Origin of the sequence: Plesiocystis pacifica SIR-1 (assembly GCF_000170895.1) — a bacterium.
In the GTDB taxonomy this organism is placed as follows: domain Bacteria; phylum Myxococcota_A; class Polyangia; order Nannocystales; family Nannocystaceae; genus Plesiocystis; species Plesiocystis pacifica.
Genome location: NZ_ABCS01000191.1, coordinates 1 through 8,784 on the forward strand (window position 1 = coordinate 1; position 8,784 = coordinate 8,784).

At 72.9% G+C, this 8,784-nt stretch carries 8 protein-coding genes; 4 read left to right on the forward strand and 4 right to left on the reverse strand.

The window, feature by feature from the left end; all coding sequences use genetic code 11:
* Positions 1–262 (reverse strand): hypothetical protein (locus PPSIR1_RS40630; protein WP_006977165.1); only part of this gene is annotated, 262 nt, incomplete at its 3' end.
* Positions 263–474: 212 nt separating this feature from the next.
* Between PPSIR1_RS40630 and PPSIR1_RS40635 the strand changes: the two genes are divergently transcribed.
* A complete protein-coding gene (locus PPSIR1_RS40635) occupies positions 475–804 on the forward strand; it encodes a response regulator (protein WP_006977166.1) in 330 nt (109 codons plus the stop codon).
* A gap of 232 nt (positions 805–1,036) precedes the next feature.
* On the opposite strand, the gene PPSIR1_RS40640 is transcribed toward PPSIR1_RS40635, so the two are convergent.
* Entirely contained in the window at positions 1,037–2,743 is a 1,707-nt protein-coding gene (locus tag PPSIR1_RS40640; RefSeq protein ID WP_006977167.1) for a serine hydrolase domain-containing protein, read from the reverse strand.
* On the reverse strand, positions 2,740–3,774 hold the full coding sequence (locus PPSIR1_RS45370) for a hypothetical protein (protein ID WP_157596510.1): 1,035 nt from the start codon (positions 3,772–3,774) through the stop codon (positions 2,740–2,742). Before PPSIR1_RS45370 ends, PPSIR1_RS40640 begins: the two co-directional genes overlap by 4 nt.
* Before the next feature lie 105 nt (positions 3,775–3,879).
* On the opposite strand from PPSIR1_RS45370, the gene PPSIR1_RS40650 reads away from it, so the two are divergent.
* The 3 genes from PPSIR1_RS40650 to PPSIR1_RS40660 are packed head-to-tail and all read left to right on the forward strand — an operon-like array spanning position 3,880 to position 6,207.
* The gene (locus PPSIR1_RS40650; RefSeq protein WP_086002154.1) at positions 3,880–4,179 is read left to right on the forward strand and encodes a DUF1573 domain-containing protein; all 300 of its coding nucleotides are present in this window, start codon (positions 3,880–3,882) and stop codon (positions 4,177–4,179) included.
* A gap of 30 nt (positions 4,180–4,209) precedes the next feature.
* Complete coding sequence (locus tag PPSIR1_RS40655; RefSeq protein ID WP_006977170.1) at positions 4,210–4,986, forward strand: hypothetical protein; 777 nt, start codon at positions 4,210–4,212, stop codon at positions 4,984–4,986.
* A 60-nt stretch (positions 4,987–5,046) separates the two neighbouring features.
* Positions 5,047–6,207, forward strand: a complete 1,161-nt coding sequence (locus PPSIR1_RS40660) for an FAD-dependent monooxygenase (RefSeq protein ID WP_045117740.1) — start codon at positions 5,047–5,049, stop codon at positions 6,205–6,207.
* A 27-nt stretch (positions 6,208–6,234) separates the two neighbouring features.
* Here PPSIR1_RS40660 and PPSIR1_RS40665 read toward each other — a convergent pair.
* Positions 6,235–8,784 (reverse strand): WD40 repeat domain-containing protein (locus PPSIR1_RS40665; RefSeq protein WP_006977172.1); only part of this gene is annotated, 2,550 nt, incomplete at its 5' end.

An 8,784-nucleotide genomic window follows, 5' to 3' on the forward strand; every position in this document is an offset into this window, starting at 1 on the left:
AAGTCCCGTCTCGGGCCAGCACGCGGGTGACCTGGATGGGCGCGTAGGCGCGCAGTTGCTCCGGGTCGACGTCGTCGGCCCCGCGCCCGTACCACCACACCGTACCCAGGACGAGGCCCACGCCCAGCGCCATGGACGACACCCCCGAGAGGCCGACGAGGACGAGGATCCGCAGCCAGCGAGGTTCGAGTTTGCGCCATCGAGCGCGCAGCGAGCGGGCTCCCGCGTGCGTCCGCCCGGTCGCGTGCTGATCCGCGCTCACCTCGGGTGGCGAGGGCGCAGGGGAGGAGGGGGGCGAGCCATCCTCGGGGGGATGTGCCGGGGGGAGCATGGAGCGCCCCCCGAACGGAGGAGCGGCGCGATTCTATTCCATTGGGCTGTCGCGATTCTCTATACTGATGCCAGGGAGGCCCGCGGAGCGAGCGGGCCGCCCGCGAGGAGCGCGTGACGGACGGAGCAAAACAGGTACTGGTAGTGGACGACGATCCGGACGTCCTGCGCTCGTTCATGCGGCTGCTCGGCGAGGACGCGGACGTCAAGATCGCCCTGGGCGCCGAGGCGGCCTTGAAGGTGCTCGAGAGCAAGCCCTTCGACGTCATCATCGTCGACTTCAACATGACCGGCCCCAACGGTGGTTGGCTGTTGCGCCAGGTCCGGGAGCGCCACCCCAAGGTCACCCGCGTGCTGCTCTCGGGCAGCTCCTACTCCGAGCTGACGCCCTACCTCGAGCCCGAGCTCGTCGACCACTTCCTCGAGAAGCCCATCGAGGCCGAGGAGCTGATCGAGATCGTCGGCGCGGGCTGAGTTTTGTTTTGCCCCCGCAGGCGCCTGGGACCGGGGACGCTTCGTCGCTCCGCTCCTCCGCTCAGGCTTGGTGGGCAATGGGGTTCGTGCCTTGGAGAGGGCATGTGGTCGCCCCCGCGAGCGGGGGCGTGGATTCGTTCGGCACTCGTTTGGGCCGAGCGGCTCGGGCGGCTCGGGCGACTCAGGGGACTCGCTGAGGGCGGCTCGGGGGACTCGCTGAGGGTGACTCGGGCTACTCGAGGGTGTCCCAGTCGACCTCGCACAGGGCCTCGAGCAGGCCGTTGCGCAGGCGCGAGAGGGCCAGGTCGCAGTCCGAGCACTCGGCGCTGTTGCCCTGGGCGATGAGCAGGGCGAGGTTGACCCCGTCGGGGGTGGTGTCGCAGGTCGCGGGCTCGTCGAGCTTGGGGGCCTCGAAGGCGTACGCGCCCCCTTCGAGGGGGAGGGCGTCGTAGCGCAAGGGCGCGCCCACGAGCTGCACCACCCACGCGCTCGCGCCGGACAGGCCGCCGTCGTGGTCGCGGTTGTTGGGGCTGTGGTGGGTCGCCCGGGGCCGGCCGTACCAGGCGAGGCCGTCGTAGCTGCTGCCCTTGGTCGTCGACCCGACCCAGTAGTGATCGAGGAAGCGGACGAGCAGCGGCGCCTCGGCGGCGACCAGCCCCGTGCCCACGGACTTGCCCCGGTACTTGTAGGGGATGTGCACGCGCGTGCGGGTCCACAGCTCGGTGTAGGGCGTGTCCTCGTCTCGCCAGGCGTCGAGGCTGCACGCCCCGGTGGCGGGGTCGTACTCGCAAAAGGGGCGCTTGGGGTCGCGGTAGGTCGGGTAGTAGCTCGCCCCGTCCCACTCGCGGTAGTGCGGCTCGGCCAGGTCGCGCTCGCCGACGAAGGGCTGGCTGAGGTAGATGCCCCAGGTCGAGCGGGCGCCCCCCTCGACGCCGAGGGTGTCGCGGACCATGGCGTGGACCAGGGAGTCGGCGTGGGAGTCCGCGTCGCCGCGCCGCGCCAGCTCGCGCTTGCCGCTGACGGTGTGGGCGATGTGCGAGAGCAGATCGAAGCCGACGTTGGAGTAGCGCGACTGGGTCCCCGGGGGGAATTCGAGGCAGGCGCCGAGCTGGCCGTAGAGCGCCTCCTCGTTGGTCTCGGCCCGGAGGAAGTAGCCCCTGCTCGGGTCGAGGGCCGTGGCCGGCGGGTCGACGAGGGCCTGCTCGGCCGCGAGGGCCTCGGGGCTGTCGAGCCCGCGGATCGCCTGAATGCGCGTGCCCGTCATGACATCGATGAGCCCGCGGTGGAGCCCCGCGCGGTGGCTGAGGACGTCGCCGAGGGTCACGTCGGCCCAGCGGCTGTCGGCGAGCTCGCTGCACGCGGAGTCCTCGACGGGGAAGGGCGGCGCCCGTTCGCCGGCCATGACCGCGCCGATCCGCGGCGAGACCAGCGGGAAGGGCCCGCCGACCAGGGGCAGGGCCTCGATGTCGGCCTCGCCCGCGGGCAGGCCCCGGGCGGCGAGCTCGGCCCGCACGGCGTCACGGGTGACCGCGGCCGTGATGTTCTTGCCGACGCTGCCGATGCGGATCGGGGTGTCCGGCGAGACCGGCTCCCCGCCGACGAAGGGGTCTTCGGGCCAGCGCTTGCAGCCCCGCGAGGGCGGGCCGTCGAGGTAGCCGTAGCCTCGGCTCAGGCGCAGCTCTCCGTCCACGGACACGGCCAGCGTCGCCGCCCCGACGCAGTAGCGCGAGACGTAGCTGGCGAGGCGCTCGTCGAGCTCGCGCAGGGCCGGGTCGTAGCTGCCGCTGAGGGGCACGCCGTCCGCGGACAGGCAGGTCGGGGCGTCGGGCTCGTCGGCGCAGTCCGGGAAGGGCTCGGCGCAGGCCGTCAGCGAGGCGAGCAGCAGGGCGAGGGCGCCCGCGCGCGGACACAGACGCGATCGTGCGGGGGTCGAGCTCACTCGCAGGGCTCGGGCTCGACGAAGGGCGGCGAGCAGACCTCGTAGTTCGCGGGGATGCAGCTGTCCCAAAACAGCGTGGGCGTGGCGTCCGGGTCGTCGGCCTCGCAGGCCCAGGTCAGGACCTGGAAGCAGCCAAACTGGCCGTCGGCGCAGGCGAACAGGCCGTTGACGTCGAGGCAGGCGGGCTCGGATTGGATCGGCGAGCCGAAGATGCCCATGCAGTCGGGGTCGGCCTCGCAGGCGTCGGGGGTGAGGTGGTCCTCGCAGTCCGGGGGCGGCGGGTTGTCGGTGCACTCGGCGTGCTCGGCCTCGCAGGGCCCGGGGTCGAGGGGCAGGCTGTCGCAGTCCGAGCCCGCGCATTCGCAGCCGCTGATCGGCGTGCAGGCTTCGCCGTCCCAGGCCCAACCGAGGAAGAGGTCGCAAAAGCCCACGCCCACGGCGTCGTCGGGGGCGCAGGCGTCCTGGCCCTCGCACATCCCGTAGACCTCCTCGCAGGCGGCGGCGCTCTCGAACAGCATGTCGCACTCGGAGCCGACGCACTCGCAGCCGCTTTGGCCGGCGCACTCGCTGCCGTTCCAGGCGTAGCCGAAGAAGGCCTCGCACGGCCCGACGCCCATGGCGTCCATGGCCTCGCAGCCGGGGTCGGGCTCGGTCTCGGTGCCGGTCTCGGTCCCTTCTTCGGTGCCGGTCTCTTCTTCGGTGCCGGTCTCCTCTTCGGTGCCGGTCTCCTCTCCGGTGCCAGTCTCGCCGGTGTCTTCGGTGCCCTCGGTCTCGCCGGTGTCTTCGGTCTCGCCGGTGTCCTCGGTCTCGCCGGTGCTCTCGGTCTCGCCGGTCTCGCCGGTGGTCCCCGCCTCGGTGCCGGTGTCCTCGGTGCCCGCGTCGGTCTCGGCGTCCTCGGTCTGCCCGGCCTCGTCGGAGCCGTCGTCATCGGTCACGTCGTCGGCGCAGGCGGTGCTCAGGCCGAGGAGCAGCACGCCCGGGAGCAGTCGAGAGAGCAGGGGAAGCTTGGTGTTCAGGTTCAGTCGTTGCATGGCTAGGCAACCAGCATTGTCCATGGAATGGGGGACATGTCCCCCAGGCGCGCGCGTCATGCGTGAGCTTGCTCGGGTCGCCCTCGGCGCCTGCTATGCTCGGCCATGCCTTCCGCGGCTTCGTCTTCGGCCTCGCTCTTGCTTTCCCTCGCGCTGGCGAGCGTGGCGTGTTCGCCCGCGCCGACGCCCACGAGCGAGGAGACGGCGGCGGGCGAGCCCGCAGCCGCGGCGCAGGTCGAGGCGGAGACGCCCGCGCCCGCCAAGACCGGCGGACCCAGCATCGCCTCGCCGAACGACACCTTCGAGTTCGGGAGCCTGCGCCCTGGCGAAACGGTCACCCACGTGTTCACCATCGAGAACCACGGCGACGCCGATCTGCACATCGACGGCGTCCGCCGAACATGAGGTTGCACGGCGTCTGTCCTCTCGGCAGACGTGCTTCCCCCGGGCGGGGAAGGGGAAATCAAGGTCACGCTGACGGCCAAGAAGGGCCGCAAGCCCGAGATTCACAAGCAGATCATCGTGCGCAGCGATGACCCGGACAAGCCGGAGTTCGCCCTGCACATGAAGGGCGAGCTGTACCTGGACATCGCCGCCGAGCCGAGCTTCGTGGTCATGCGCGACGTCCCCGTGGGCGAGCCGGCGAGCGCGAGCTTCGAGCTGCGCGTGGCCAAGCCCGGGGAGGTCTCGATCACCAAGGTCGAGCTCGAGGACGAGACCCACTTCGAGCTCGAGGCCGTCGACGAGACCCACTACGAGGTCCACTTTCGCGGCGACCCCAAGGTCGGCAACTACGCCAGCCGGGTCGAGGTCACGACCTCCGCCGAGGACGGCAAGCAGCTGCGCGTCGACGTCCGGGCGCTGGTGGTCTCGAACCTCAAGTACGCCAAGAGCTTCCGCTTTACGCGGCGAGAGGGGGCCTTCGCGCCGCGAATGATCCGCGTGGCCGCGCGCAACGGCGAGGCGCCCGAGCTGTCCAAGATCGAAGAGCCCCTCGGGGTGCTCGAGCTGAGCGTCGGCGAGGCCCAAGGCGGCGCGGTGACGATCACCGCGACCGTCGACGTGGCCAAGTTCGAGGCCCTGAGCCAGGTTCAAAAGGACACCCGGCACTCGCTCTTCGTGCACACCGACGACCCCGACGAGCCCAAGCTGGAGTTCTTCTACAGCTTCCGGGATCCGCCCCCGCGGACGGTCGAGAAGCCGAGCCTGTAGCGCGCCGGGCCTGGTCGCCTCGCTGGACCAGGCCCGAGCTGGGGTGTAGCGTTGGGAGCCGTGGACGCTCCAATCATCGTTGCAGGTGCCGGCCCTGGAGGGCTCGCGGCGGGGGTCGCCCTGGCCCGGGTGGGGCGCCCCGTGCTGGTGCTCGAGCGCGCTCCCCAGCTCCGAGTCGCAGGCGCGGCGCTGACGATCCAGATCAACGCGATGCAGATGCTGTCGGCCCTGGGCCTCGACGGGGCTGTCCGCGAGGCGGGGGAGGTCATCGTCTCGGGGCGCATCGACACGCACCGGGGGCGCTCCATGGCCACCTTGGCCCTGGGCGAGGCGGCGGCGCGCTTGGGTCAGTCGAGCGTCGCCATTCACCGCGCGGCGCTGTCGAAGATCCTCGCGTCCGCCCTGCCGGAGCGAGCGATTCGCTTCGACGCGGAGCTCGTCGGCTTCGAAGACGACGGCGAAGGCGTGCAGGTGCGGCTCGCCTCGGGGGAGGCGCTGCGGGGCAGCGCGCTGATCGGCGCCGACGGCATCCACTCCCGGGTTCGCGCGGCGCTCTTGGGCGAGGAGGCGCCGCGCTACGCCGGCTATACCTGCTGGCGGGGCATCAGCGCGCTGCCGCGTCCGCGGGGGGCTGGGGTCGTGGGGCAGCTGTGGGGCCCGGGGATCCGCTTCGGCTTCGCGCCCATCGGCCCGGAGGCGACGTACTGGTTTGCGACGCAAAACGCCGCGCGCGGCGGTGAAGACGGGGGCGACGTGCGCGCGGAGCTGCGGGAGCGCTTTGAGGGCTTCGCGTCGCCGGTCGCCGAGCTCCTCGAGGCGACGCCGGTCGAGTCGATCCTGCGCAACGACATCATCGATCGTCCGCCCGCGTCGAAGTGGGTCCGCGGCCGCGCGGCGCTGTTGGGCGATGCGGCCCACGCGATGACGCCAAACATGGGGCAGGGGGCGTGCCAGGCCATCGAGGACGCGGTCGCGCTGGCCGAGCAGCTGAGCGCGGCGGCCAGCGTCGAGGCTGGGTTGCTCGGCTACGAGTCCGCCCGGGTCGAGCGGGCGCGTCGCTTCGTCAACCGCTCTTGGCGGACGGGCGCCGTGGTCCAGTCGTCCAACCCGCTCGTCTGCGGGATGCGCAACCTTCGAGCGGGGCTGTCCTCGGACGCGAGCTTGATGGCTGGCATGATGTGGGCGTGGGAGGTCGACGCGCCGCAGCTGCGCGCCTCGTGACCTCGAGCGGAGCCTCCGCCTGGGGCGTCAGCGGCTGTCGCGGGCCCGGTGCGTGCGCGAGCAGTCGGCGGCGCGGGCGTGGGCGATGTCAGAGGGCTCGCCGACCAGGAGCATGCGCTGCTCGGCGCTCAGGCACATGGTCGTCGAGGCTCGCAGGCGCGCGGACAGGTCGCTGACCTCGAGGGAGGGCAGCCGCCACTGCCACAGCTCGCGCTGGGCCCCGCCGGCGACGATGATCTGCCCGTCCTCGAACACCGCGAGGGTCGAGAGGCGGTCGTTGGTGCCGAGGGCGACGGCGTCCTCGATGGGCCCGGCGTCGAGGTTCCACACGCGCACGGTGCCGTCCTGCGACACGCCGACGACCCGCCGCTCGTCGAAGGCGAAGCGGACCTCGTGGAACTCGCCGACGGAGCCGGGCAGCAAGGTGAGGGCGACGGGGTCGCGCTCGAGATCCCACAGGTAGACCTTGGAGTCGCTGCAGGCCGTCACCGCGCGGGCGCCCGCCTCGTCGAGGGCGATGTCGTAGACCGGCCCGCCGTGCTCGAGGGTGCGGGGCTCCCCGACGACGCGGCCGCTCGCGTCGAGCTCGAGGACCCTGGCGATGGCGTCGGTGCCGGCCGTGGCCACGCGCCGACCGTTGGCCGACGCGGCCACGGCGAGGATGCGGCTGGAGTGAAGGTCGAGGCGGGCGCGCTCTTCGAACCCGGGCAGCGACCACAGGACCAGCCCGCCTTGCTGCCCGCCCGCGGCGACGAAGCGCCCCTCGCCCTCGAAGGCCAGGTCCGCGACCCCCGAAAAGCGCGGATCGGCGTGCTCGAAGTCGTCGAAGTTCCTGGGCGCGGGGGCGCCGACGGCCTCCGGGGTCGTGGCGGGGCCGTCAGGGAAGAGCGCGGCGAGGTCCCAGACGGACAGCTGCCCGGTGCCGCCGTAGTGGCTGGCGAACAGCCACCGACCGGTGGGGTCGAAGCGCAGGGCTCGGACGTCGGCCGCGGGCGTGGGTAGGCGGGCGAGGGGCTTGGGGCGGCGCAGCGGCTCGAGCTCACCGCCGGAGCCGGGGGGAGTCTCCGCGCCCGCCCGGGCGAGCAGGGCGTCCGTGGCGTGGACCTCGATGGTGCCGTCTGCGAGGGCGGTCGCGAGCCAGCCCGACTCGTGGAGCGCGACCTCGAACACGCCCTGGGGTCCGCCCTCGAAGGCGACCAGGGGACGCGCGGGCGCGTCGGCGGCGACGGGGAAGAGGTAGGCGCGGCCGTCGTTGTAGCCAGCGAGCAGCAGGCCGCGGCTGTGGTCTTGGGCGAAGGTGCTGGGCGGCTTGGGGTCTTCGCTGCGCCCCCGAGAGCCGCTCGGGGTCGGGACCAGCCGGCGGCTCAGCCCGCCCCACTGCGTGGGCCAGATGCGCACGGAGCCGTCGTTGCTGGCGGTGGCGAGCAAGGTGCCGGCGGGGGAGAAGCGGGTCCGGAACACGTCGTTGCCGTGGCCGACGAGGACCACCGGCGGGCCGCCGTCGAGGGGCCAGACCAGGCCCTGGGTCCCGCGCGAGCCCGTCGCCAGCCAGCGCCCGTCGGGGCTGAGGTCGACGGTCCACATCTCGCCGGCGTCGCTGGGGAAGGTCCGCCGGGAGCCGCGCACGGGCAGGCCGTCCTCGCCGATCTCGAACAGCATGGCCGCGCCCAGGCGGGTGGCGACGGCGAGGGAGCGGCCGTCCGCGGAGAAGCGCAAGCGGTTGATGGTGCTGCTGCGCAGGGGGATGGTGCGCTCGGGCATGAGCTCGCGCAGCATCGGCGCGTCGGGGTCCGCCGACTCGGGCTCGCTCGGCTCGGGCGGGGGCGCGTCGAGATCGGGGAGCGGGGCCGGGGGCTCTGGCTCTGGCTCTGGGAGCGGCTCGAGGAGCGCCGGGTAGATGCGCAGCGAGCCCTGCACGCCGCCGGTGTAGACGAAGCGACCGTCGGGGGAGAAGCGGGCCGCGGCGATGCGTCCGCGTCGCTCGGCGCCGAGCAGGACGACCAGCTCCCGGGGGTCGTCGACGCGCCACAGCACCGCGGTGCCGTCCTCGTTGGCGGCGACCAGGCGCGTCCCGTCGGGGGAGAAGTCGACCTCCCACACGATGTTGTGGCCCATGGAGGCGGTCGAGCTGGGCTCGAGGGCATCGCCTTCCAGGTGAGCCTCGAGGTCCTCGGGCAGGTCCCACACGCGGGCCTTGCCGTCGCGCCCGGCCGAGGCCACGCGGCGGCCGTCGGGAGAGAAGACCGCGGTCCACACCAGGTCCTCGTTGCCGCGCAGCTCGATGGAGCGCAGCGCCGCCGGCTCGTCTTCGGCCCCGCTCGGGACCGCGTCGGGGACCGGCCACAGCCGCACGCTGTGGTCGCGCGACGCGGTCAGGACCCAGCGCCCGTCGGGGCTGAACACGGCGGTGTAGACCTTGTCGGCGTGGGGCAGCTCGAGGGGCGGGGCGAGGGAGCGGCCGTCCTCGTCGAGGGCCCACAGCAGCGCCCGACCGTCGAAGCCGGCCGAGGCCAGCCAGCGCCCGGAGGGGTGCCACTCGAGGGCGACGACGCGATCGCCGTGGCCCTGGAGCACGGA